The sequence below is a fragment of the Aeromonas sp. R1-1 genome (genome assembly GCF_040908495.1).
In the GTDB taxonomy this organism is placed as follows: Bacteria; Pseudomonadota; Gammaproteobacteria; order Enterobacterales; family Aeromonadaceae; genus Aeromonas; species Aeromonas veronii.
In genome coordinates this window covers 1-24822 of record NZ_JBFODV010000264.1, presented here as the reverse complement: position 1 = coordinate 24822, position 24822 = coordinate 1, and the positions used below count along the sequence as shown (strand labels likewise).

At 61.9% G+C, this 24822-nt stretch carries 21 protein-coding genes; 11 read left to right on the top strand and 10 right to left on the bottom strand.

The genetic code is table 11. From position 1 onward, the window contains the following. Positions 1-10 precede the first annotated feature (10 nt). Positions 11-1069 (top strand): ABC transporter ATP-binding protein, encoded by a 1059-nt coding sequence (locus tag AB5Y92_RS17870; protein WP_368227294.1) that lies wholly within the window; start codon positions 11-13, stop codon positions 1067-1069. Next, positions 1066-2097 (top strand): ABC transporter ATP-binding protein, encoded by a 1032-nt coding sequence (locus tag AB5Y92_RS17865; RefSeq protein WP_368227293.1) that lies wholly within the window; start codon positions 1066-1068, stop codon positions 2095-2097. The genes AB5Y92_RS17870 and AB5Y92_RS17865 overlap by 4 nt, the downstream gene beginning before the upstream one ends. Positions 2098-2198: 101 nt before the next feature. Here AB5Y92_RS17865 and AB5Y92_RS17860 read toward each other — a convergent pair whose 3' ends face one another. Beyond that, entirely contained in the window at positions 2199-2810 is a 612-nt protein-coding gene (locus tag AB5Y92_RS17860) for a YitT family protein (RefSeq protein WP_201988068.1), read from the bottom strand. A gap of 243 nt (positions 2811-3053) precedes the next feature. Between AB5Y92_RS17860 and AB5Y92_RS17855 the strand changes: the two genes are divergently transcribed. The 5 genes from AB5Y92_RS17855 to AB5Y92_RS17835 all read left to right on the top strand — a co-directional run bounded on the left by AB5Y92_RS17855 (position 3054) and on the right by AB5Y92_RS17835 (position 7565). Then, positions 3054-4433 (top strand): UDP-glucose/GDP-mannose dehydrogenase family protein, encoded by a 1380-nt coding sequence (locus AB5Y92_RS17855; RefSeq protein ID WP_201988069.1) that lies wholly within the window; start codon positions 3054-3056, stop codon positions 4431-4433. Beyond that, positions 4430-5455 (top strand): NAD-dependent epimerase, encoded by a 1026-nt coding sequence (locus AB5Y92_RS17850; protein WP_201988070.1) that lies wholly within the window; start codon positions 4430-4432, stop codon positions 5453-5455. Before AB5Y92_RS17855 ends, AB5Y92_RS17850 begins: the two co-directional genes overlap by 4 nt. Before the next feature lie 97 nt (positions 5456-5552). Further along, entirely contained in the window at positions 5553-6158 is a 606-nt protein-coding gene (locus AB5Y92_RS17845) for a DUF2076 domain-containing protein (RefSeq protein WP_164536161.1), read from the top strand. Between the two features lie 204 nt (positions 6159-6362). After that, a complete protein-coding gene (locus AB5Y92_RS17840; protein WP_043822919.1) occupies positions 6363-6551 on the top strand; it encodes a hypothetical protein in 189 nt (62 codons plus the stop codon). Positions 6552-6782: 231 nt separating this feature from the next. Then, positions 6783-7565 (top strand): lytic transglycosylase domain-containing protein, encoded by a 783-nt coding sequence (locus AB5Y92_RS17835; RefSeq protein ID WP_234898514.1) that lies wholly within the window; start codon positions 6783-6785, stop codon positions 7563-7565. A gap of 8 nt (positions 7566-7573) precedes the next feature. Here AB5Y92_RS17835 and AB5Y92_RS17830 read toward each other — a convergent pair whose 3' ends face one another. Together AB5Y92_RS17830 and AB5Y92_RS17825 are read right to left on the bottom strand one after the other, a co-directional pair. Next, positions 7574-8137: a YgjV family protein gene (locus AB5Y92_RS17830; RefSeq protein ID WP_368227292.1), complete on the bottom strand. Its 564-nt coding sequence runs from the start codon at positions 8135-8137 to the stop codon at positions 7574-7576. A 57-nt stretch (positions 8138-8194) separates the two neighbouring features. Next, positions 8195-8770: a Crp/Fnr family transcriptional regulator gene (locus AB5Y92_RS17825; protein WP_368227291.1), complete on the bottom strand. Its 576-nt coding sequence runs from the start codon at positions 8768-8770 to the stop codon at positions 8195-8197. Positions 8771-9012: 242 nt separating this feature from the next. On the opposite strand from AB5Y92_RS17825, the gene ettA reads away from it, so the two are divergent. The 4 genes from ettA (at position 9013) to glnE (ending at position 15772) form a co-directional block, all read left to right on the top strand. Beyond that, a complete protein-coding gene (ettA, locus tag AB5Y92_RS17820; RefSeq protein ID WP_005338959.1) occupies positions 9013-10680 on the top strand; it encodes an energy-dependent translational throttle protein EttA in 1668 nt (555 codons plus the stop codon). A gap of 93 nt (positions 10681-10773) precedes the next feature. After that, positions 10774-11103, top strand: coding sequence for a hypothetical protein (locus AB5Y92_RS17815; RefSeq protein ID WP_005343410.1), 330 nt, complete (start codon positions 10774-10776; stop codon positions 11101-11103). 264 nt (positions 11104-11367) lie between these two features. Next, positions 11368-12711 carry an NCS2 family permease gene (locus AB5Y92_RS17810; RefSeq protein ID WP_005343409.1) on the top strand — a complete coding sequence of 448 codons (1344 nt, stop codon included), beginning with the start codon at positions 11368-11370 and terminating at the stop codon, positions 12709-12711. 187 nt (positions 12712-12898) lie between these two features. Further along, positions 12899-15772, top strand: a complete 2874-nt coding sequence (glnE, locus tag AB5Y92_RS17805; RefSeq protein ID WP_368227290.1) for a bifunctional [glutamate--ammonia ligase]-adenylyl-L-tyrosine phosphorylase/[glutamate--ammonia-ligase] adenylyltransferase — start codon at positions 12899-12901, stop codon at positions 15770-15772. 88 nt (positions 15773-15860) lie between these two features. On the opposite strand, the gene AB5Y92_RS17800 is transcribed toward glnE, so the two are convergent. The 7 genes from AB5Y92_RS17800 to AB5Y92_RS17770 all read right to left on the bottom strand — a co-directional run bounded on the left by AB5Y92_RS17800 (position 15861) and on the right by AB5Y92_RS17770 (position 24567). Further along, complete coding sequence (locus tag AB5Y92_RS17800; RefSeq protein WP_368227302.1) at positions 15861-16343, bottom strand: GNAT family N-acetyltransferase; 483 nt, start codon at positions 16341-16343, stop codon at positions 15861-15863. 143 nt (positions 16344-16486) lie between these two features. Further along, on the bottom strand, positions 16487-18688 hold the full coding sequence (locus AB5Y92_RS17795; protein ID WP_368227289.1) for a glycoside hydrolase: 2202 nt from the start codon (positions 18686-18688) through the stop codon (positions 16487-16489). A gap of 108 nt (positions 18689-18796) precedes the next feature. Next, the gene (locus AB5Y92_RS17790; protein WP_263085568.1) at positions 18797-19543 is read right to left on the bottom strand and encodes a DUF2861 family protein; all 747 of its coding nucleotides are present in this window, start codon (positions 19541-19543) and stop codon (positions 18797-18799) included. 50 nt (positions 19544-19593) lie between these two features. Then, the gene (locus AB5Y92_RS17785) at positions 19594-20241 is read right to left on the bottom strand and encodes a response regulator transcription factor (RefSeq protein ID WP_263085567.1); all 648 of its coding nucleotides are present in this window, start codon (positions 20239-20241) and stop codon (positions 19594-19596) included. Continuing rightward, positions 20238-21620, bottom strand: coding sequence for a sensor histidine kinase (locus AB5Y92_RS17780; RefSeq protein ID WP_263085566.1), 1383 nt, complete (start codon positions 21618-21620; stop codon positions 20238-20240). Before AB5Y92_RS17780 ends, AB5Y92_RS17785 begins: the two co-directional genes overlap by 4 nt. Positions 21621-21765: 145 nt before the next feature. Continuing rightward, entirely contained in the window at positions 21766-23928 is a 2163-nt protein-coding gene (locus tag AB5Y92_RS17775) for an AsmA family protein (protein WP_263085565.1), read from the bottom strand. Between the two features lie 132 nt (positions 23929-24060). After that, positions 24061-24567: an NUDIX domain-containing protein gene (locus AB5Y92_RS17770; RefSeq protein WP_263085564.1), complete on the bottom strand. Its 507-nt coding sequence runs from the start codon at positions 24565-24567 to the stop codon at positions 24061-24063. Between the last annotated feature and the right edge of the window lie 255 nt (positions 24568-24822).

Here is a 24822-nt window from a genome sequence, read left to right as displayed (position 1 = left end):
AGCAGCAGTTATGCCCAACACCCAGGCCCCCATTCTTGACGTACCGGATAACGGGGGGGAGTTCGCCGTTGATCACGGCCAGCACCAGGCCCCAATCCTCGAAGTTCGCGATCTTGAGGTGGAGTTCGCCGTCGATGACGGCAAGATCAAGGTGCTCGACGGGGTCAGCTTCAAGGTGGCCCCGGGTCAGACGCTGGGGATCGTCGGCGAGTCCGGCTGTGGCAAGAGTGTCACTTCACTCGCCATCATGGGGCTGCTGCCCAAGCCCCACGGTCAGGTAGTCGCCGGTTCCATCCGCTTTCAGGGAGAGGAGCTGCTGTCGCTTGCGCCGGATCAGATGTACAAGGTGCGCGGCAACCGCATCTCGATGATCTTTCAGGAGCCGATGACGGCCCTCAACCCGGTGCAGACGGTCGGTGAGCAGCTGATGGAGGTGTTTCGCCTCCATCGCCCCGAGTATGACAAGGCCCAGCGCAAAGCCGCGGCCATTGCCATGCTGCAGAAGGTGGGGATCCCGGAACCGGCCCAGCGCTTTGCGGTCTATCCCCACAACCTCTCCGGCGGTATGCGCCAGCGGGTGATGATCGCCATGGCGCTCTCCTGCGAGCCTTCCTTGCTTATCTGCGATGAGCCGACCACGGCGCTGGATGTCACCATTCAGGCCCAGATACTCGAACTGATGAAAGAGCTGCAGGCCCAGACCGGGATGGCCATCATCTTTATCACCCACGATCTGGGGGTGGTTGCAGAGCTGTGCGACGAGGTGGTGGTGATGTATGCCGGGCGGGCGGTAGAGCAGGCCGATGTGTTCGAACTGTTTGACCATCCCCGTCATCCCTATACCCACGGCTTGATGAGCTCAATCCCGCGCCTCGAGGATGAGCCCAAGAGCCTGCTCAAGACCATCAAGGGACAGGTGCCAGCCCTGCACGAAATGCCCGCTGGCTGCCGTTTCTCTAACCGTTGCCCCCACGCGACCGATCTCTGCATCAGCGCCATTCCGGCGGTGGAGCAACTCAATCCGCGCCACCATGTCGCCTGTCACTACTGGAAGGAGTTGACCGTATGAGCACTCTGTTATCGGTCAGGGATCTAAAACAGCATTTCCGGCTGGGAGGCGGGTTCCTGCGCAAGCAATATACGGTTCACGCGGTGGATGGCATCAGCTTCGATCTGAAACAGGGGGAGACGCTGGGGCTGGTGGGTGAGTCGGGCTGCGGCAAGTCCACCCTCGGGCGCAGCCTGCTCAAACTGTTCGAGCCGACCGCGGGCACCATCACCTTCGAGGGGCGCGATATCACCGCCCTCAGCCCGAAGGAGATGCGCTCCTTGCGTCAGGAGATGCAGATGGTGTTTCAGGATCCTGCAGAATCCCTCAACTGCCGCCACACCGTGGGCCAGATTTTGGAGGAGCCCTTTATCATCCACGGTAAAGGCAACACTGAGCAGCGTCGCGGCTGGGTGCAGGAGTTGCTGGCAAAAGTGGGCCTGCCGGGCAGCGCGGTGGATCGCTACCCCCACGAGTTTTCCGGCGGTCAGCGCCAGCGGATCGGCATCGCCCGCGCCATCGCCCTCAAGCCCAAACTGCTGGTGTGCGACGAGGCGGTCTCGGCCCTCGATGTCTCGGTGCAGTCGCAGATCGTCAACCTGCTGCTCAGCCTGCAGCGGGAGATGAACCTCTCCATCATCTTCATCGCCCACGATCTGTCGGTGGTCAAACACATCTCGGATCGCATCGCGGTGATGTATCTGGGACGGATCGTCGAACTGGCGGATGCCCAGTCGCTCTATCTGGCGCCACGCCACCCCTATACCCAGGCGCTAATCTCCGCCATTCCGGTGCCGGATCCACGCAGGCGCAGCCAGCGCATTCTGCTGACCGGCGATGTGCCCTCCCCCATCTCGCCGCCTAGCGGCTGCCACTTCCACCAGCGCTGCCCCCATGCGACCGAGCTGTGCAAAAGCAAGGCGCCAAGGCTTGAGGCGTGTGATGAGTCCCATCATCAGGTGGCCTGTCACACCCCGCTCGCCGTCGGTAGTCACGCCATCAGTGGCAACGCCATGAGCGGCGACAGCAGGCTGGAGCAGGCGAGCTAGGCGCAGCGAACAAACGCCAGGGTAGAAACAGACGAGGCGGCCATCAGGCCGCCTCGTGCTATCGGGTCACGCTTGTCTTATCGAGCCACGGCTGCCGCTTGTCAGGCAATCTGGTAGCGGCCCGGCTTGTGGTTGAGTGTCAACACCAGATTACAGATAACTGCCGCCACGATGGAGAGCGCCAGGATCCAGGGTTGCACCACGAAAAACGAGGCAACAACAATGGCGCAATCGAGCCCCATCTGCAGCTTACCCGCCCGGATGCCAAAGCGATCCTGAATAAAGAGCGCCAGAATGTTGAAGCCCCCCAGACTCGACTTGTGGCGAAACATGATGAGCAGCCCCATGCCGATCAGGGTACCGCCGATCAGCGCCGCATAGAGGGGCTCTATCTTGCCGATCTGCAACACCCCGTTGAGGTGATCGGTCATGTAGGAGACCGCCGCCACCGAGACGAAGGTGTTGAAGGTAAAACGTGGCCCCATCCGCAGCCATGCCAGCGCATAGAAGGGCAGGTTTATGCCGAAAAACAGCAGGCCGAAGCTGATGCCAGTCACCTTTTGCAGCAGCAGCGCCAGCCCGGCGGTGCCGCCAGTGAACAGGCCAACCTGATGAAACAGAAAGATGCCGAGGGAAACAAAGCCGGCCGCCGTCAGCAGGGCCAGCACATCCTCATAAATAGGATGGGCAGTGCGAATCGAGGTGTTGTCCATAACCTGTATCCAAGCGAAGTAAAGAGAGAGTGTCTGTCGCCTGCCGTTGCGGGCAGGCTGCGAGCCCTGTCCACAGGGCTTCGTTATGGGGTCCAGTCTATTTTTTGTGAAAAGGATCACAACAGTCGGGCTGAACGCCCCATTCTGGTGCCTGTCATCTGGCATTGACACTCGCTGCACCAAGATGCAGCATGCCGCGGTTTAAGCGCATCATCCCCCCATTCACAGCACGAGGCACTTTTCATGAAGGTCACCATTTTTGGCACAGGCTATGTCGGGCTGGTACAGGCCGCCGTTCTGGCCGAGGTGGGCCATCAGGTCTGCTGCGTGGATGTGGATGATGAACGGATCGCCGCCCTCAGGCTGGGGCAGATCCCCTTCTATGAGCCGGGGCTGGCCCCGTTGGTCGAGAGCCATCTGGCCAGCGGCCGCCTGAGCTTCACGGTCGATCCCGCCATTGGCGTGGCACACGCCGACCTGCTGCTGATCGCCGTGGGTACCCCGGCTGACGAGGATGGCTCGGCCGATCTGCAACATGTGCTGGCGGTGGCCGACACCATAGGCCGACTGATGAGCAGCCCCAAGCTGGTGGTGACCAAAAGCACAGTACCGGTCGGCACGGTGCAGCAAGTAAGAGAACACATTGAGCAGCAGTTGGCCGTGCGTGGGCTGACCCTCGCCTGCGAGGTGGCGGCCAATCCCGAGTTTCTCAAGGAGGGAGCGGCTGTCAACGACTGCATGCGGCCGGATCGCATCATCATCGGCTGTGACAGCGAGGCGGCGCTTGAGCAGTTGCGTGCCCTCTACACCCCCTTCAACCGCAATCACGACCGGATCGTGGTGATGGATCTGCGCAGCGCCGAGCTTACCAAATACGCCGCCAACGCCATGCTGGCCACCAAGATCTCCTTTATGAACGAGATGGCGGCCCTCGCCGAGCAGCTGGGGGCCGATATCGAGGCGGTGCGTCAGGGGATGGGAGCCGATCCCCGCATCGGTTACCACTTTATCTACCCGGGCTGCGGCTACGGCGGCTCCTGCTTCCCCAAAGATATCAAGTCGTTGCGCCATACCGCGGCGAGTGTCGGCTGCGACGCCCCGCTTTTAGCGGCGGTCGAGCAGGTCAACCAGCGCCAGCAACAGAAGATGGCGCAAACCCTGCGGACCCGCTTCGGGCCGGATCTGCGCGGCCGCACCTTCGCCCTGTGGGGGCTGGCGTTCAAACCCGGTACCGACGATATGCGCGATGCGCCGAGCCGCCCGCTGCTGGCCGCCATCTGGGCTGCCGGTGGCCGGGTGCAGGCCTTTGATCCCAAGGCGATGGGGCGCGCCCATGGGCTTTACGGCGAACGGCCGGATCTGCTGCTCTGCCCCACTCAGGAAGCTGCACTGGAAGGGGCCGATGCCCTGCTGATCTGCACCGAGTGGCAGGCATTTCGCGCCCCCGATTTCCAGCAGCTAAAGGCCCTGCTCAACCAGCCCGTCATCATCGATGGCCGCAACCTCTATGACCCGCGCCAGCTCAGCGAGCTCGGGTTTGACTATCACACCATCGGGCGGCCACATCTACCCGCCAAAAAGCTGCCAGCCAACACCAGTTGCAACCCGGAGACTCAACCATGATCTATCTGGTCACTGGCGTCGCTGGCTTTATCGGTTTTCACGTGGCCAGCCAGCTCTGTGCGGCAGGCCATCGGGTGGTGGGGATCGACAACCTCAACGACTACTACGAGGTGAGCCTGAAAGAGGCGCGGCTGGCCCAACTGGCCAGTTTCCCCCATTTTCACTTCGAGAGGCTGGATCTGGCAGATCGCGAAGCGATGGCGGCTCTCTTTGCCCGCCACGGTTTCGAGCGGGTGATCCATCTGGGGGCACAGGCGGGGGTGCGTTACTCCATCGACAATCCGTTCGCCTATGCCGACAGCAACCTCACCGGTATGCTGACGGTGCTGGAGGGGTGTCGTCACCACGGGATCCAGCACCTCATCTACGCCTCCTCCAGCTCGGTCTATGGCATGGGGGATCAGATGCCCTACTCCACTGCGCAGCAGGTGGATCACCCGGTCTCCCTCTACGCCGCCACCAAGAAGTGTGGCGAGCTGATGGCCCACGCCTACTCGGCGCTCTATGGCCTGCCCACCACAGGGTTGCGCTTCTTTACCGTCTACGGCCCCTGGGGCCGCCCCGACATGGCCATCATCAAGTTCACCCGCGCCATCCTCGCGGGTGAGCCCATCGACGTATACAACCACGGCGATCTCAGCCGCGACTTCACCTACATAGACGATATAGTCGCGGGGATCCTCGCCGTGGCCGACCAGCCGCCCCGCCCCAATTCCGATTGGCACGCCAGCGAGCAGAGCGCGGCCGAGAGCGCAGCTCCCTACCGCATCCTCAATATCGGCAACGGCCAGCCGGTGCGGCTGCTCGATTTTATCGAGGCGCTGGAGGATTCCATCGGCAAGCCCGCCATCAAGCGGATGCTGCCGATGCAGGCAGGCGACATGCACGCCACCTGGGCCGACAGTGAGCCGCTGCACACCCTCACCGGCCTGCGCCCCGCTACGCCCCTCAAGCAGGGGGTTGCCGAGTTTGTCCGCTGGTATCTCGACTACTATCGGCCTGCCGCTGACGAGCGCGGGTAGCCCCTCGGTCATTGATGAGTTAATCAGATACCACTGATGCCCCGCGGGTTTTAGGATGGCTGAACGCACTGTCTGCGCACCATAGCGAGGATTTGAGATGCAATCACAGGAACAGGGTCTGATCGATGGACTGTTCGACCGCCTCAAGCAAGCGCAAGCCAGGGATAGCAAGCGAGACCCACAAGCGGATCAGCTGATCCGCCAGCATCTGGCCCAGCAGCCCGATGCCCCTTACTACATGGCCCAGGCGCTGCTAATTCAGCAGGCTGCCCTTACTCGCCTCAACGAGCGGGTCAAGGAGCTGGAAGCCAGCCAGAGCAGTGCCAGCGGCGGCAGTTTTCTCTCCGGCCTGTTTGGTAACGAAAGCAGCCCGCCCCCGCGCTTTACGCCGCCACCGGCAACCGCTCCTGCCCAGCCAGCATCCCGTGCCAGCTCCTTTTTAGGGGGCGCCCTGCAAACCGCCGCCGGTGTGGCCGGTGGCGTCATGTTGGCCGATATGATCGGCGGACTGTTTCACAGCAACCGGCCCGAGGAGATCATCGACATCATAGAGCCAGCGCCCATCGCCAATTCGGTCGATGCGGAACCGGTACGCTGGGACGGCTGGGATTCACCTCCCGATGCTGGCAGCAATTTTCTCGATGACGATAACCTGAGTGGCGGCTGGGCCGACAGTGACGATAACAACGGCGGTTTCTTCTGACCGTCAAACCATTACTGGCCCCGCACCTAGCGGGGCTCAACTCGATACGAAACCCATGACTATGGAAAGTGTGATGACCCCACGGATCGGCAGCGGCATGACGCGATATACTCAGCGCGCTTCGTGCCACCCGGGAACAACTCCCGACCCCAGGCGCTCTGTCCGTGGCCACGCAACACCCCCATGACGACAAGGAGCCACTTCATGATCCGAACCCTGCTTTTGACCGGTGCCGCCATTGCGGCCTATGCCCTGACCCAGAGCCACTCTCTGCTTCCCCTGCTCAGCCTGCTGGCCCTGCTTTCGCTCTGGGTTGTCAGCGAAATTGGCAGCTTCTATCGCGCGCTTCCTCCCGCCGTGCTGGATGAGCAGGAGTATCACCACGACTTTTAACCGGATGAAAAATGGTGTGAAACTGTCGAGATGCCGTTAGTTCCATACCGTTTTTCTCTCTGAAATCTCCACGCTATAACAACAGGATCCACTGGGTTCGTGGCGATAGCAGCCATGTTCCTCTATATCTTCTGTACCCAAACAGGAGATAACCCATGAGGAACATCAGCGAAAACGGACTGTTTTTTGCTGCTTTTTTTGTCGTTGTTACTGGCAGGTACGCCGCGGGCGATGGCACAAGGCAGGGATTTCAGACAGGCCCCCAAGGCGCTGACGGCGATCAAGCAGGGTCAAGTTGCCCAGCAACACGGTCATCTGCAAAAAGCCATCGCCCTCTATTGCGTGGCCGCCAGTACCGGCAACCCGGAAGGATATTTCCGGATCGGCCGCCTGCTCGCCACCGGCCCAGCCTCAGTGCGTAGCGCCAAGCTGGCCAACAGCTACCTCGCAATGGCGATGCGCCTGGGCAACCAACAGGCTGCCCGCTACTACAACGCTCGTATCGGCAATGCCCCTATGGGGGATACGTGTGGCATGGGGATCCGTGGCGGTCAGGGTGGCTATCTGGCCGGGCTCCCCTCCACCCCCTTCAATGTCGACTCCTGGGTTGCCCGCCAGCCCCCCGCCAAGCAAAAGCTGGTCACCATGCTGCGTCACGCCGCCAAACACCATAAGGTGGATGCCCGGCTGGTACTGGCGATTGCCATCGCCGAATCCAATCTCAACAGCCGCGCCGTTTCACCCAAGAATGCTCAGGGGCTGATGCAGCTGATCCCCGAAACCCAGCAACGGTTCGGGGTAACCCGGCCATTCGATCCGGCCCAGAACATCAAGGGCGGCGTCAGTTATCTCAAGTGGCTGGATCGCCGCTTCGATGGCGACTGGGTACTGATCTCGGCAGCCTACAATGCCGGGGAAAAAGCGGTGGAACGCTATGGCGGGATCCCACCCTATGACGAGACGCAGGAGTATGTGAAACGGGTGCTCTACTTCGCTGGCCACAAGCAGCCCTGAGCGGGAGGTCAGGAGCTCGCCCGATCGGAAGGCGGCACACGCCTCTTTCTGCGGCCACTGTGGCGGACACGCCCCCAATAATCGAAGCCATAGTGACGGTAGTAACCCACCAGATTGCTGACCAGAAACAGCCCCTCCATCAGCGCGGCGACCGGAGAGCCCACCAGCAGGTTGTTGACCAGCCAGCAGAGGGTGCCGAGCAGCATCCAGCGCCGCAGTTGGCGATCATCCGGGCAAAACGCGGCCCGGGTTTGCAGCAGGCTGGCCAGCAGCCCGATCAATGAGAGTACGCCCTGATAGGTCGCCAGCGCTGCCGCACAGGCCAACCCCATGAAAAACCACATCAAGATGCGGCGAACCAGCCAGATACTCACCAGAAAGCGTACGCTGGCCAGCAGCAACAGGCAGGCGGCCGACCACTGCCCGAGCAGGGCAAAGTGACCGGCATTGAGGGCGCAGGAGAGGGCCAGACAGGCCAGGATCCTGCGGCGATCCCGCAACTGAAACGACAACAGATCGAGCAACAAGGCCAGGCTCACCACCAGTTGCGACCACAGAAACAGCGACATCATCCACCCCTCGTCTGTCATTTGGATGGCGCAGCATGAGGGGATGGCCGGAGAGCGGCATTAACCCGTGTTAATGCGCCTGCGGATCCGTGACAGGGTGACCGGGCTGATGCCGATGTAGTTGGCGAGCTGCACCTGAGTGAGCCGCGCAGGCCAGTGAGGGAAGCTGTGGCAGAGCTCCCGATAACGTTCCTCGGGGGAGTGGAGCAGCAAAAACGCCTCCTTGCGCTCCTTGTAACCGAGCTGCTGGCGTAGCAGGGCCATGCAAACCGGCTGCCAGGCGGGCTCATCCAGCAGGGTGAGCGGTACCCGCACCACCTGCAGCTCCGTCAGCGCCTCCAGCTGGTAGCAGGCGGGTGACACAGTGAGCCAGCTGTCATAGAGCAGGCAGAGCTCCCCCTCGAAGTAGAATTCCTTGCAGCGCTCCTGTCCGTCCCGGGTGTAATGGCATGCACGGGCGATGCCCGTTTCGATATAGAAGGCAGCCTCCTGTTTGTCCCCTTGCGCCAACAGCACCTGACCGGCGCGCAGCGTCTGCCGTGGCAAACGCTGACAGAGGGCTTCGCTCAGGGCAGCGTCCAATCCCATAGTGCAGAGAAAGGCGGCCAGTGAGGGGGCTTGAAGAGATGGGTTCATGACGGCTCCGGAACAAAACGGCAGCCCACATCATGCCCAAATTGCACGGCTGATGCAGCAAGGCGTGACCGCTGCGGCAAAGGGGGGACATAGCCGGGAGCCACCTTTGCCCCCCCTCGTCCGTTGGTTTACAATCGACGGGTTTTTTGGAACCCGGTTGACCTGTGTCGACCTGGCCCCACCACGACATCAGTCTGTTAATGCCAAGACATTAACCTGCTGAAAAGGAAGAGAATTAGCCAATGGCTCAATTTATTTACACCATGAACCGGGTCGGCAAGGTAGTGCCGCCCAAGCGTCATATTCTCAAGAACATCTCCTTGAGCTTCTTCCCGGGCGCCAAAATCGGCGTGCTGGGTCTGAACGGCGCCGGTAAATCGACCCTGCTGCGCATCATGGCGGGCATCGATACCGAGATCGAAGGGGAAGCCCGTCCACAGCCCGGCATCAAGATCGGCTACCTGCCGCAGGAGCCGAAGCTGGAGCCGGAGCAGACCGTACGCGAAGCGGTCGAAGAGGCCGTTGGCGAGGTGAAGCGCGCCATGGCCCGTCTGGACGAGGTCTATGCGGCCTACGCCGACCCGGATGCCGACTTTGACAAGCTGGCCCGCGAACAGGGCGAGCTGGAAGCCATCATCCAGGCCCAGGGTGGCCACAACATGGAAAACCAGCTGGAGCGCGCGGCCGATGCCCTGCGCCTGCCGGCATGGGATGCCAAGATCAAGCACCTCTCCGGCGGTGAGCGCCGCCGTGTGGCACTCTGTCGTCTGCTGCTGGAAAAGCCGGACATGCTGCTGCTGGACGAACCGACCAACCACCTGGATGCGGAATCCGTGGCCTGGCTGGAGCGCTTCCTGCACGACTACGAAGGCACTGTAGTGGCCATCACCCACGACCGTTACTTCCTCGACAACGTGGCGGGCTGGATCCTGGAGCTGGACCGCGGCGAAGGTATCCCGTGGGAAGGCAACTACTCCTCCTGGCTGGAGCAGAAGGACGCCCGTCTGGCGCAGGAAGCAAGTTCCGAAGCGGCCCGTCGCAAGTCCATCGAGAAAGAGCTGGAGTGGGTTCGTCAAAACCCGAAAGGGCGTCAGGCCAAGTCCAAGGCCCGTATGGCTCGCTTCGAAGAGCTCAACACTAACGACTACCAGAAGCGCAACGAGACCAACGAGCTGTTCATTCCGCCCGGACCGCGCCTCGGCGACAAGGTGGTTGAAGTGGCCAACCTGCGCAAATCCTACGGTGATCGTGTACTGATCGACGATCTGTCGTTTGCCATTCCGAAAGGGGCCATCGTCGGCATCATCGGTCCTAACGGTGCCGGTAAGTCGACCCTGTTCCGCATGATGTCGGGTCAGGAGCAGCCGGATTCCGGCGCCATCACCCTGGGTGAAACCGTGGTGCTGGCCTCTGTCGATCAGTTCCGCGACAGCATGGATGACAAGAAGACGGTATTCGAAGAGGTCGCTGACGGTCAGGATATCCTGCGCATCGGCAACTACGAGTTCCCGAGCCGCGCCTATATCGGCCGCTTCAACTTCAAGGGTTCCGACCAGCAGAAGCGGGTTGGCGAACTCTCCGGTGGTGAGCGCGGTCGTCTGCATCTGGCCAAGCTGCTGCAGACCGGCGGCAACGTGCTGCTGCTGGATGAACCGACCAACGATCTGGATATCGAAACCCTGCGCGCCCTCGAGAACGCCCTGCTGGAGTTCCCGGGTTGTGCCATGGTCATCTCCCACGACCGCTGGTTCCTCGACCGTATCGCCACTCACATCCTGGACTATCAGGATGAGGGCAAGATCGAGTTCTTCGAAGGTAACTTTACCGAATACGAAGAGTGGAAGAAGAAGACCTACGGCGCCGAGGCGATCCAGCCCCATCGCGCCAAGTACAAGCGCATCGCCAAATAAGGCTGACTGCGTGTTGAGGGGAGCTTCGGCTCCCCTTTCTCTTGCCTTTTGACTTACAATCCTAGACGGATGCCTTTGCATGGATGTAGCACGATGACGACCCCCATAGAGAAAAAACTCACCATCCAGATCCGGGTTGAACCGGGTTGCCTCGGGCCGGATGGCAAGGAGCACATAGAGACCTTCTGTGCCGCTGCCGCCAAGATTTTTGCCGCCGTGGAGCCCGAGCTGGTGAGCTGGGTGCTGATCCCCCGCTACGACAAGCAACTGCCTGAGCAGGAGTTCTTTATCGAGGGGCGCAAGCTGACCGAAGAGCAGGCAAGCCTCTTTCTGCGCCGCTTCGGCCGTGAACTGGGTGAAGTGCAAGACCGGCTCGACTCGGTACTGGCCCAGCTGGTCGAGCGCTACTTCAAAACCCTGTAAGCCCCCAATTTTCGATAAAAGGTTCTCTGCTGAGAACCTTTTTTCATGCTCAAAAAGCAAACGTTTGAATTTTTACTCTATTCATTGATCTGCTTCGCAGATCCGGGGTTTGTAAACGGCGCCGCCTGTGTAAAAATGTGCGCGCTGTCACGGTATCAGGACGAGTCTGGTTACTTAACCGCCAGAAACAGGGCAATTTACCCCGCATGGATGGGATAGCCCGTTCCCCTGCTGCTTATTTCACGTCACCTATTGGAATCCAACATGAATCAACAACACCAAGCTGCCAATCAGGCCGCCGGGCAAGGATTGCTTGAGCGCCTGTTTGCCCTGCAAGGCCATGGCACTACCGCCCGCACCGAAGTGATCGCCGGTATCACCACCTTCCTGACCATGGTCTACATCGTGTTCGTCAACCCGCAGATCCTCTCTGCGGCGGGCATGGACACCCAGGCCGTGTTCGTCACCACCTGCCTCATCGCCGGTATCGGCAGCATCCTGATGGGCCTGTTGGCCAACCTGCCGATCGCGCTGGCCCCCGCCATGGGCCTCAACGCCTTCTTCGCCTTCGTGGTCGTCGCGGGCATGGGTTACTCCTGGCAAGTGGGCATGGGCACCATCTTCTGGGGCGCCATGGGTCTGTTGATCCTTACCCTGCTGCGGGTGCGCTACTGGCTGATCGGCAACATCCCGCTCACCCTGCGGGTCGGCATCACCGCCGGTATCGGTCTGCTGATCGCCCTGCTAGGCCTGCACAACGCAGGGATCGTCGTGGCCAGCCCCGCGACTATGGTGACCGTGGGCAATCTCACCTCCCTGCCCTGCCTGCTGGGTCTGCTCGGTTTCTTCCTGATCTGCATCTTCTCCGCCCGCGGCGTCCACTCCGCCGTGCTGATCGCCATCGTGGTCACCACGGGTCTGGGCTGGCTGTTTGGCGATGTCACCTTCAAGGGCTTTGTCTCCATGCCCCCCAGCATCGAACCGGTGTTCGGCCAGCTGGATCTGATGGGATCGCTCGATATCAGCCTCGCCGGGATTATCTTCTCCTTTATGCTGGTCAACCTGTTCGACTCCTCCGGCACCCTGATCGGCGTCACCAACCGCGCCAAGCTGGCCGATGACAAGGGCCACTTCCCGCGCATGAAACAGGCGCTGATGGTGGATAGCGTGAGCTCCGTCGGCGGCGCCTTCATGGGCACCTCCTCGGTCACCGCCTTTATCGAGAGCAGCTCCGGCGTCGCCGTCGGCGGCCGCACCGGTCTGACCGCCATTGTGGTCGGCCTGCTGTTCCTGCTGGCGATCTTCTTCTCTCCGGTCGCCGCCATGGTGCCGGCCTACGCCGCCGCTGGCGCCCTTATCTATGTGGGCGTGCTGATGTGCTCCGAGCTGACCCGGGTGAAGTGGGAAGATCTGACCGAAGCGGTACCTGCCTTTATGACCGCCGTCATGATGCCGTTCAGCTTCTCCATCACCGAGGGGATCGCCGTGGGCTTTATCTCCTACTGCGTGATGAAGGCGGGCACCGGCCGCTGGCGCGAGATCAACCCCTGCGTACTCGTGGTAGCCCTGCTGTTCGTCCTCAAGTTCGTCTGGGTCGACAGCCACTGATAATGACCAGTGCAATCCAATGGGCTCCCTACAGGGAGCCCATTTTTATTTGCCGGATCATGCTTCTCGCCCCTGCGCTGTGACGCGGGGGCCTGACAGTGCTAGATTGGCAGCCACCATTTTGAACCGGCAGCGTTGTTAACCTCGTGTCGTTAACCCGCTGTAGTGAACCACAAGGACGGCAACCGTGGCCCAGCACTCTACCTCTTTCTCCGCCCTCTCCCCCCTGCTGCAAGAACAGGCCGAGCGCCAATGGCAGCGACTGGTCGAGCTGGCCCCCGACTATGGCTCGCTGCCCGAGCCCGTTCGCCAGACCCTGCTGACCCTGCTGGGCCTCTCCGATTTTGTCGCCGACTCCCTCTTCAAACAGCCCGAGTTGCTGACCGAGCTGCTCGCCTCCGGAGATCTGGAGTGCTCCGAACGCTGGCCCGCCTACCAGCGCGATCTGACCGCCCTGCTCGCCGAGGTGAGCGATGAAGAGGCGCTCAAGCGCATCCTGCGCCAGTTCCGCCGCAGCCGCATGCTGGTGATCGCCTGGCGCGAGCTGCTGGGCCATGCGGCGGTGGAAGAGAGCTTTATCCACCTCACCAAACTGGCGGATGCCCTCATCTGCTCCGCTCGCGACTGGCTCTACGCCAAACAGTGCAGCGAGCTGGGCACCCCGATGGATGGCAACGGTAATCCGCAACCGCTACTGATCCTCGGCATGGGCAAGCTCGGCGGTGGCGAGCTCAACTTCTCCTCGGATATCGACCTTATCTTCACCTTCCCCGAAAACGGCTACACGGTTGGCGGGCGGCGTGAACTCGCCAACCAGCAATTTTTCATCAAGCTGGGCCAACGCATCATCAACGCCCTCCACCAGCCCACTCAGGATGGTCAGGTGTTCCGGGTCGATATGCGCTTACGCCCCTTTGGCGAGGCGGGGCCGCTGGCCATCTCCTTTGCCGCCATGGAGGATTACTACCAGCATCACGGTCGCAACTGGGAACGCTACGCCATGGTCAAGGCGCGGGTACTGGGGCCCCAGTGCGAACACGCAGTGGAGCTGGCCGAGATGCTTCGCCCCTTCGTGTTTCGCCGCTATATCGACTTTGGCGTTATCGACGGCCTGCGTCAGATGAAGGCGATGATCGCCGCCGAGGTGCGCCGCAAGGGGCTGGAGGGCAACATCAAGCTGGGGGCTGGCGGCATTCGCGAAGTGGAGTTTATCGCCCAGGCGCTGCAACTTATTCGCGGCGGCCGTGAACCGGCACTGCGGGTGCGTCACCTGCCGGAGGCGCTGGCCGCCATCGCCCAATGTGGCGCCCTCGAATCTGCCCATTGCGACCGCTTGCTGGATGCCTATCGCTTCTTGCGCCGGGTCGAGAACATATTGCAGGAGATCGGCGATCAGCAGACCCAGACCCTGCCCACCGAGGAGCGGGATCGCCAGCGGCTGATCGCCGCCCTCGGCTTTGCCGACTGGGGCACCTTTATGGCTTATCTGGATGAGGAGATGGCCGCCGTCCATCAGGAGTTCGCCGCCGTGGTGGGGGAAGAGAAAGAGGCCCCCGCCCATCTGGAGCAGCTCTGGCTCGATCTCTGGCGCACCGAGCTCGATGCCGCCGAGCTGGAAAAATTGCTGACTGCTCAAGGGGTCGTCGAGCCCGCTCCGCTCTGCGCCGCCCTGCTGCGCTTCAAGGAGGAGTACAAGCGCCGTCAGGTGGGGCCGCAGGGGCGCATCGCGCTGGACTGGCTGATGCCGGAGCTGCTGCGGCTGGTGGTCGCCAGTGAGCAACCCGCCCGCCTGTTCGAGCGGGTCTGTGAGCTGCTTACCCGCATCTTCACCCGCAGCGCCTATCTGCAACTGCTGGCGGAAAACCCGGGCGCCCTGCGCCAGCTGGTGCGGCTGTGCGACGCCAGCCATCTGGTGAGTGAACAGCTGGCCCGCTACCCCATCCTGCTGGATGAGCTGCTCGATCCCCAGCACCTCTATCACCCCACCCCGCTCGATCAGTACAAGCCCCAGCTGCGCCAGTTCCTGCTGCGCATCCCCGAAGAGGACGTGGAGCAGCAGATGGAAGCGCTGCGCCAGTTCAAGCAGGTGCAGCTGCTGCGCATCGTGGCGGCCGATATCGCTGGCGCCCTGCCGCTGATGAAGGTGAGCGACCACCTAACCTGGCTGGCGGAGGCGATCACCGAAGAGGTGGTCAATCAAGCCTGGGCCCAGATGAGCGAGCGCTACGGGGTGCCGCCAGAGGTGGCAACCAGCGGCCAGCGCGGCTTTGCGGTGGTGGCCTACGGCAAGCTGGGCGGCATCGAGCTCGGCTACGGCTCGGATCTCGATCTGGTGTTCCTGCACGGCGGCGACCCCAACAGCTACACCGACGGGCGCAAGCCCATCGACAGCCGCCAGTTCTACCTGCGCCTCGCCCAGCGGATCCTGCACCTGTTCAGCACCCGTACCCCCTCCGGCATTCTCTACGAGATCGATATGCGACTGCGCCCCTCCGGCGACTCCGGCCTGCTGGTCTCGTCGCTGTCGGCCTACGAGCAATACCAGCAAAACGAGGCGTGGACCTGGGAACATCAGGCGCTGGTGCGGGCTCGCCCCATCTATGGCGATGATGCCATCGTTGCCGAATTTGCCCGTATCCGCCGCGATGTGCTGGCCAGGGAGCGGGAGCTGCCGACCCTGGCCCGCGAGGTGCGCGAGATGCGCCACAAGATGCGGGATCATCTGCTGAAAGCGGGGGCTGGCGAATTCGACCTCAAGCAGTCCCCCGGTGGCATGGTGGATATCGAGTTTATCGCCCAGTATCTGGTGCTAGCCCACGCCTGCGGCGAACCCGATGCCCTCACCCGCTGGTCTGATAACGTACGCATCTTCGACGAGTGCGTGATGGCGGGGGTGCTGACCCTGGAGCAGGCGGAGGGGCTGAAGCATGCCTATCTGGAGATCCGCAACCTCGGCCATCGCCTCAACCTCTCGGAGATCTCCCGCAAAGTGAGCGACGATCAGCTGCAAAACGAGCGCAGCCATGTGCTCGCCGTCTGGCACAAGCTGCTGGGGGAGTAATTCCCGCCAGCGGCAATGAAAAAGGGCCCGCCTGAATTGCTTCAGTCGGGCCCCTCTCTTATCGGCATATCAGCATCCTTACGGTTGCTCAGCCGTGATCCATCACCGTCTCCACCAGCATGCTGTTGAAACGCTGATAGGCATCTTCCTCAAGAAGCCCCGGATAGCTCAACACCCGTAGTTCATGACCCTTGTAGTCAGGATGATAGGGTGGGTGGACATGAGCATAGTCATTGAGACAAAAGCCCAGCCCCTGATAGAAGTGCAGACGACAAATAGCAATCTCATCCTCTGGCGGATCGATCTCGAGAATGACGGTTTTGCCTGCCCGCTTGCAAAATTCGGCCAGCAGGCGGCTGCCGTAGTTGCGGCTGCGCAGCGCCGGATTGATGGCCAGATGTTCGATATAGATCTGCTCGTCGCACGCCCACCAGAAGATGAAACCGAGCAGCAGGCCGTCCTGATAAAAGATTTGGCAGTGATAGCGAGGATCCCGCATCTTCTGTGGCTGATGCTGTGACTGGCGCTGCTCGTAGCGGGGAAAACTCTCACCATAGATCTGCCAGACCAGCGGCCACGCCGGATGGTTTACCTATCTAATCACTTCACTCTCAACCATCAGAACTGCCTCTCATATATTTTTCAGAACGTTCATCTATACATGAAATGTTCTGCCACATCATCCTCTGATGAAATAAAAGCCAGAACGCCAGATTAGCGGGCGCCATCCGGTTGCGAGACAAACTGCTGCTGGCTGCCATCGGGCGGCAGCGCCAGCACGCTTTGAGCGGCCAGTTTGATCCCCGCCTGCTCGGTGGCCGGGCCGAAGTTGGCAATCAGTCGAGTACCATCGGCAAACTCGCTCTGCTGCACCTCTCCTCTTTTATCGAGCCAGCGAAAACCGGTGAGAGGCTGGTTGTAGAGCCGCTCATGCAGCGGGCGGAAGAAGGCATCGAGCCTCCTGAGGTAGGGAATGCGCACGCTGGCACTATCCAGACTGAGGTTGAGCAGCGGCGGCACATTGTAGAGCTGCTGCAATAGTTCGGTCACCTGACGGCTCTCCCTGAATTTGAGGCTATCCATCGTCCAGTGATGGGTAGTCACTATGCTGTCGTGAAAGACGCTCTGGAACAGCGGCAACCGCAGCGCCGGATCAAAGTAGAGCCCCTGATACCCGGGCTTGAGGTGGCTCTGGCGAAAGAAGAGAGCGGGCTGATAGTCGGGATACCAGGCCCCCAGATAGTAGGGAGAGCGCTTATTGCGGCGCATATCGGGATCCTGCCAGCCAAAGCCGCTGGTCTGGGGGCCGTGGGCAAAAGCCGCGGTGCGGTTGGCAACCGCGCCGCCCTCCTCGGAGCCCACCAGCACACCCTGACTCTTGGCAATCCACGCCATCCCGGCCATCCGGTTTTGCGCATCCTGCGCCTGGCTGGTCGGCTTGGCCGGGTCGAAGTCGTCAAACACCATGCCGGTCGCCGCCACATCGAGGAACCAGCTGTTGTAGTGGCTCGCCTGCTGCAATTTTGGCACTCGCTGCTCCATCACCGGGCGCACACAGGCCTGATTGGTGTAGACACCGCTATTTTGAAAGCCGCTCTTACGCCGTCCATTCTCCTGCATGATGCCGCAGCGCAGGTAGATATCCTGCCCCATCTGGGCGGTGAGCCAGCTCTGCTGGCGATTCCCCTCAGGCAGCGCGGTATCGTAAGAGTCGTAAGGGGCGATGAGATAGCCCGCCTGTTTGGCAAGTTCAATCCCCTCTGGCGCAGCAAAACCGGCGGTCCACTGGGGCAGCCCCAGCCAGAGTTTGGGGAGTCCAGCCTGCTTGAGAGCGGCGATCATCTTGGCAGAGCTGCCATCACCCCAGCTCTGCGGCTCGTTGAGCGCAGCCCCCAGTTGCGTGGCCGCCAGCGTGCGCCGGGCAGCGAAATCGGCCGGTTGCTGACCCGGATGGCGCAGCGCCAGCGCCTGCTCCACTCCGGTCAATACCAGATTTTGCAGATAGCGGTTGCGCTCAAGATCGGGCGCTTGCAGCGCCGTTTTGCTCTCCCCCTTGAGCCAGTCGGCGGGGATCAGGCGACGCAACTCGGACCAGCTCTTCACATCCTGTGGCACCAGCAGTCGCTCGCCCCAGAGGTAGAGGTGAGAGGCGCCGATCAGCCGCTTGCCATCCTTTACTGCCGCCAGCTTGCTCTCGAGCGAGACCAGCTCGCCCCGCTCCTGCAACCAGCTGCGATAGGCCTTGGCCGCCGCTAGCCAGTCGTTGCCCGGTTGCAACGACACTGCCACCTCATAGGGGTCGGCCAGATTGAGGCGATTGACGCTATGGGTCGCTGCCAGGGCAATACCATCTTTCCTCGGCGTAAAAGTGAGCCGGTTGTTGAAGGGGTTGGCAAAGAGGATCGCCAGCTGCTGATCCCCGTGATCCAGCCCAACCACCGGCAGGGTCAGATTATCCGTGGTGTTGATCCCCTGATACTCCTGCGCCAGCGCCTGGCGCCACTCGGGATGATCAACCGGGATGCGAAAACCCTCGTGGATCGGCAGCATCAGCGCCTGCGCCCCTGCCGGTACCCGCGGCCACACCAGCCCGCCAGCACTCGCACGGCTCAGGGTGAGGATCAGACGGTTACCCTCAAGGCGAGCCAAGGCCCGCACCTCGCCATCGGCACGGGTCAGCCAGCTGGCACGCTCCCCCTCCTGCTGCAAGGCGGTGACCGGCTGGCGAGGGCCGGGAGAAGAGATGAGAAGGTGCTTGCCCGATGGCAGCACTGCCTCGGCCGCCAGGGTGGCGGGATCCAGCTCGATGCGCCACTGATCGTTGGCAAGGGTCAGCGCCTCGGCAGGCAGGGAGAACAGCGGCGCCAACAGCAGCAGCGGGCGGATCCGGCTCGTTAGCACGGGAAGAAAAGTCATGGTCTGTGATTCCTGATAACACACGGGAATCGCCATTTCAGCAGATTGGCCGCCTGCGATTGTCAGGCCAATGTCAGGATTGCGTGCAACTGACCATCACGACGACCATTACTCAACCGGCCCAGCCTGACTGTGGCTTAGCTGCAACACCAGCTGGCCGCGCTGGCTGGTCTGCACCAGCGAAAGGGTACGCCAGCTGTCGGGCGTGGCAGCAGGCCAGTTCACCGGCTCATCAGTCGCAATCCGGTGCCACCAGAGCAGGGAGTATTGCGGGCGGGCCAGCACAGTCTGCTCAAGCCAGAGCGGAGTGCACGAAGCGGGATTGGCGGGGGGATTGGCTACCGCCTGTGGCGAGCGAGAGAGCCAGTCCAGATCCTGCACCGCAGGCAGCGGCAACGCTACCTGCCAATCCTTGCCCGCCACCGTCAGCCGCAGCTGATAGAGCCCGGCTGGCAAAGGCGTCGGTAGATCGGCCCCGACAACCCTGACTCCAGAGTTCTCTTCCGCCTCCCACTGGGCGCCAGCCAGTCGGTCACGGCCAGCGGGATCGATAAGTTCAGCGGCGGTGATGGGCCCCTCCCCGGTCAACTGCACCCGATAATCCCGCAACAGTGGCGCATCGCGCTGGATTAGCTCAAGGCGCAGCTCGCTCACCCCATCAGGCAGAGTGAGCGGGAAATCCTTGCCGCAGTGCTGGGCACTCAGCGCAGCCAGCATCCCCTGCCAGCTACGGCGCTCGGCATCACTTGTGAGGGCGGGCCATGCCTGCTGCAAAGATTGCCAGGCGTGCCGGTTATCCCCCTGCAACAGCGCCAACGTAGCCGGTTGCAGTGGATCGGCACGTTCAGTTGCCATAACGCAGCCAGCGCTTAGAGCCAACAACAGAGGGGCCAGCGTTGCACGCTTCACGCTGCCACCTCCAGCCGGTAGCCGATGCCGCGCACCGTCTCGATGGCCAGTCCGGGTAGCTTCTGGCGCAGTTGCAGGATATGGGTATCGACGGTGCGGGTAGAAGGAAACGCCTGATACCCCCACACCCGGTTGAGGATCTCCTCCCGGCTCAGCACCCGCCCCGCCATCCGCACCAGCAGAGTGAGCAGGGCAAACTCGGTGGGGGTAAAGCTCACCTCCGCATCCTGCCAGCTCGCCTGCATCCGGGCAGGATGAAGCTGCAAGCCGCCCACTGCCTGAGTGCCATCCCCCAGCTGACGCAACTGGGCCCGGATCCGCGCCAGCAGCTCGTCGTGGGAGAAGGGTTTGGTCAGGTAGTCGCGCGCCCCCGCATCGAGCCCGGCCACCCGATCGCTCACCTCCACCCTTGCGGTGAGCACGATCACCGGCAGCGCCTTGCGCGCCAGCCACTGGGGTAGCCAGTCGAGGGCATCCCCCTCCGGCATGGTGCGATCCAGCAGCACCAGATCCGCCGCCAGCCACTGCTGCTCCGCCGCAGCTAGGGTGTCGCACCAGAGACAGCGATACCCCTCACGGGTCAGATAGCGTTGCAGGTTCACCGCCAATAGCGCCTCGTCTTCGACAAGCAAGATGGTCTTCATGATTCGGGGTCGCTCCAGAGTTGGCAGGGCAGCGTCAGGTTAAAGGTAGTGGGCGGGCCGGATAGGGTGAGGCGCCCGCCAAGACGGCGCAGCAGATGGCGCACGATGGCAAGCCCCAGCCCCAAACCCTCGGCGCGGGCACCGCGGTGCAGCAAGGTGGCGAGCCGGTAATTTGGCAGCTCGCCGCCATCGCTGACCGCGAGGATCAAACGCCCCGCCTGCCAGCTGGCACAGATCCGAACCGGCGCGCGGCCATGCTGGCTGGCATTGCGCAGCAGGTTATCGAGGGCGAGATCGAGCCAATAAAAGGGGAGCGCCAGAGTCATCTCCCGCTCAAGGCAGAAGGTGGCGCCATGCCGCTCGCAAGCCAGCGTGAGCCACTCGGCCAGACTAACCGCCACCCGCTCATCCTCGAGAGCCTCTGCCGCCAGATAGTGGCGACTGGCCTGCGCCAGTTGATGCAGACGGGCGACACTGCCCAGCAGCTGACCCACGCTCTGCTGGGCGGAAGGGGGGAGTCGGTCGAAATCGTGGCGCAGCTCCTCGCTGATGCCAGAGAGCACCATGATGGGGGTGCGCAGCTCATGAGTCAGCATCTGCAACGCGACGCGCCGCTCCCGCAGCAGGCGCCAGCGCTGCCAGCTGGCCCACCCCAGCAGCAGAATAAAACCAAGGGAGCTGACCAGCACCAGCCACTGCCAGTGCAGCGTGGGGCGCTCGTTGATGCAGAGCGCGCCGACCCGCTCCTGACAGGAGCGATCGACCCGGCTATCCAGCGTCACACCGAGTCGCTCGGCCAGCGGTTGCCACTGCCCGGCGCCATAGCGACGCCACTGCCCATCGCCAAGCAGCCAGAGCTGACCCGATTGCAGCAGCCAGCGCTCGCCCCGCAGCAGGGCGTCTAGGTTGTCATCATCAAGCTCGCCGAGCTGCCCCAACCGGTCGCGCCGCTCCCGCACATGGAGCAGATGGTTGAGCCCCGCAGTCGGATAACGAGCCAGCCAGCGGGCAGCGCTGCTTCCCCCCAGCGGATAGATGGGGTGAGCGGCAAACCAGCGGGTCGAGGGCGTAGCCCCTTGGCCACAAAGCGCCCGCAGCAGTGGCAGCCACTCGGCGGGCAAGTCTTTCTCTGTCCCGCACTCCTGCTGATAGCGATAGATGGCCTGCAACTGGCGCAGCGGATAACGCTGCCAGGCAGGATGAAGGGAGTCGGGAGCAATCAGGCGACGGTCGAGCCGCTGCACCTCGTCAAGAGGCAGCGCCTGCTCGGGAGCCTGTCTGGCCAGCTCGCCCGCTAGGCGATCTGCCAGCGGCCCGGCCAGCACGGGAGAAGCCATGCCGTAGCAGATCAGGGAGCAGAGCAGCAGGATCAGGCGCATGGGTTCAACTCGAGATGACTCCGGATCAAGGCGCAGCAGGTCACTGCGCCATAAAAAATGTCAGCGCCATTTTTCAATGGCGCTGACATCCGGTCAACCGCTAACGGCATTGGCGCGGCTCCCGCCAGCCCATATGAAGTGTCACCTATTTGAACAGTCCCTTGAGCAGCTGGTCGGCCACCCCTTTGACGGCCTCGTTGTCGGCCTTGTCACCCAGCAGCTTCTTGAGGCCGCGTTCGGCCTCCTTGCGCGCCTTATCCTCCAGCAACTTGTTGTTGCTGAGCAGCGCCTTCACGTCGAGCTGGTAGCTGGGCGCCTGCCAGTGGCCGCCGATCCGCACCGGAATGGTGATCTCTTTGAGCTCATCCACATCCTTGCCCCCCTGTCCCTTGCTGCTCTCGACGATAGAGGTGAGGAACAGGAAGTCGAGGCTCTCCGGCACCAGCGCCGTCTGCCCCTCGCCCTTGACCCTCAGGGCCGGGGCAAAGAGCTGGATGTCGTTGCTGCGGGCGATGCCATCGGCAATCTGGAAGCTGGCGGTCAGGGCGCTGAAGTCAGTCTTGCGCGCCTCCTTCACCTGCTCGGCCCCCTTGCCGCTGAGGGTTGCCCGCGCCTCGCGAATCATCTCCGGCAGGTTGATACCGTGCAGGGCACCGTCGCTCAGTTTCAAGGTAACCTTGCCCTGCATCCCGTTGCGCAGTGCAAGCGCGGAGAGACCACGGCCCTGCACCTGCACATCGAGATCGCCCTTGCCCTCCAGCAGATCACTCTGAGCCAGAGTCTGCAACAAGGGACGAATGTTCACTCCGGCCACCTGCTTGTGCACCTTGTAGGTGGCGGGCTGCTGGCGCGCGTCGAGTACCCCGTTCGCGCTTACCTGACCGCCAGCCACGGTCGCGCTGAACTGCTTGAGCGTCAGCAGTCCCTTGGCCAGAGCCACCTGTAAATCGACTGCGCCAAAATCCAGCCCTTTCAGACGCAGGCTGCCGAGTTGCAGCCGACCATCCAGATCCATCCCCTTGAGCACGCCCAGATCCGGTTCGACCGCGGAGAGGGCTTCGCTCTTGCCGGTTACCGCTTTATTGCCACTTGCAGCTGTGCTGGCAACACCGGCCGCCGGCTTGTCCTCTTTCGCCTGCGCAGGTGTGTTAGGTGCCGATTTGGCGAGCCATTTGTCGAGATCCAGCTTCTCCCCCTTGAGATCGAAGCTGATTACGGGAACGGCACCAAGCTGCACGGTTCCATCACCACTCAGCAGCGCCTCATCGGCACTCATCACCAGCTTGCTTAGGGTAATCAACTGCTTGTCGAGCTCGGCACGGGCAAACCCAGCCAGTTTCAGCTTCATCTGCGGGCGTGGCAGCGCATCACCTTCCAGCGCAGCCGTCAGTAGCACATCGGAGAGCTCGGCCAGCTTCATCTCTTTATCGAGCCGTCCCTTGAGCGTTCCTTCCAGCGAACCAGCCAGTGAAGCTTGCTGCCCCTCACCCTTGGCTCCTTTCAGCGCCAACGTGAGGTTGCTCCACTCACCAAGAGCCAGTCGGTCTCCCTTGATGGAGAAACTGTCGAGTCGCAGGGACGGATCACTCAGGCTGCCACTGAGACTCAAGTCTTTCAGTTCACTGGCCATCACCTCCTGCGCCAGCTTGATCTGGGTTTGCCCTTTAACGTCGAAAGCGAACTTGTCGGCACTCCCCCTGGCGGCCAGCGTCACGGGTACCCACTGACCGGTGGCCAGCTGCCCCATATCGAGATCGAGGCGATCCAGTCGCAGTGAGGTGCCGCTGCGATCATCCTGTACCAGCGCACTGGCCTGGGAGAGCGCGACACCCTGCAAGCTGATCTGCCAAGGCTTGCTATCAGCGGTTGGCGCAGGGGTTGCGGGGACGACCGGTGCGCTTGCATCAGCAGTGGCATCTGTGATCAGTCCGCTCAGATTGGAGCTGCCATCCGCCTTGGTCTGGATAAAGAGATGGGCGCCACTCAGGGTCACCTTGCCAATCTCCAGACGATGGGAGAGCAGCGGCAACAGGGCCACCGAGGCCTCCCCCTGTTCGAAACGAACGAGATCCGGCTCGGCAAAACCAGCCGGATTGCGCAGAGCAACCTTCTCCAGCGAGAGGCCGAGACTCGGCCAGAAACGCCAGTCAATCTCCCCCGCCATCACCAGCTCCCGGCCCGTGCTCTTGCGCACCTGTTCAGCCAGTTGGGGCTTGAATTGATTGGGGTCGATAAGGCTTATCAACGTCACTATGGCCAGCAAGGCCGCTACGGCGATGCCGAGCAAGATGAGAACTATCTTCTTCACGATATGCTCCTTGAATCCGGATCCACTGCAGACTATATCACTCACCGTCTGACGAATGGCGTCTGCGGGACAAAAGCGGACAAGGATGAGACAGGGATAGTCGCTGCCAATCCCTATTGGCATCCGCAAGAATCAGGCTTGCAAAGGGGATTGCTGCAGCCGCGCCATCGCGGTGCGCGTCGATTCGAAAGCAAAGCGGGGCAAGGGGATATCTCTGATCTTCAGCCACTGACAGGCTGCCACATCGTCAGCCGGCTGGATGACCGTTTTTTCACTCAGCTTGATGGCGAAAAAGGTGTCACAGGTGTGATAGGTGATGCCATCGTAGGGATAGATATTGGGGAATGAGCCAAGATAGGTGCAAGGATGAGCGCTGACATCGAGCCCCAGCTCCTCCTGCAACTCGCGCACCAGCGCCCCCTCCAGCGACTCGCCGGGATCGACAAATCCGCCCGGCAGATCCAGCAACCCCTTGCCAGGATTACGGGCACGCACCGCAACCAGCACCTCATCCTGCCAGCAAAGCGCCACCATCACCGCCGTCGCCACATTCTGGAAAAAATGAAAACCGCAGCCACAGAGAAACTCTTTGGGGCTGACGCTCTGCAGGGTTTGACCGCCACATTTTGGACAAAACATGGGCTATCTCCGACCAGATAAAGCACCATTTTACGCTGCCAGGGCCGTTTTTTATGAATAAAACTGATGGGATGATCAGGAATTCAGGGGAAGGAGGGGATAACACTGGCCAATTTTCAGGCGACTTTCTGATTTCTAGGCAATAAAAAACCCCGCTCGATGAGCGGGGTTTCTTTTATTGGGTGCCTGGCAGTGTCCTACTCTCGCATGGCGAATGCCACACTACCATCGGCGCTACCGCGTTTCACTTCTGAG